Source organism: Alloprevotella sp. OH1205_COT-284 (assembly GCF_003859795.1).
Taxonomy (GTDB): Bacteria; Bacteroidota; Bacteroidia; order Bacteroidales; family Bacteroidaceae; genus Alloprevotella.
The window spans coordinates 1-380 of sequence record NZ_RQYI01000080.1 but is presented as its reverse complement, the minus strand read 5'-3'; the positions used below and the strand labels follow the sequence as shown (position 1 = coordinate 380).

Annotated in this window: 1 protein-coding gene; it reads left to right on the top strand. The window is 51.1% G+C overall.

Annotation, left to right across the window (positions count from 1 at the left end; translation table 11 throughout):
* Positions 1-380: hypothetical protein (locus tag EII14_RS09385; protein ID WP_158608371.1), on the top strand; the 380-nt coding region annotated here is incomplete at both ends.

Sequence of the window (380 nt, the reverse complement as noted above, 5' to 3'; positions counted from 1 at the left end):
GGAAAGGAGGACACTATCTCCAAATCAAACTCGACAATCCCGAAACCGATCTCTTCTTCAAGTGGGTGAAGCGCGATGGCAACAACAACAGCGGCAGTCCTCACCTCGTCACCATTTGGGGCAGCAATGACGAAAGCCACCTTGAATTAAACAAAAAAGACGGAGAAGGCGAAGGTGCCACCACCGACTTTAATGCATGGAAAACCTCTTGGGACTCTGTGACCGTTGCCAATTTCACATACCCCTACGAAGTGACTTGGAAAGATGGCAGCAAGAAGGCCAATGCAGCTGGAACGGCTTACGCCAAGTTGAGCAAAGCCTACAAATTCCTCCGCATCGAAGTGACTCGTCGCGTCAATGACGGTGATGTTCCCGGTGGC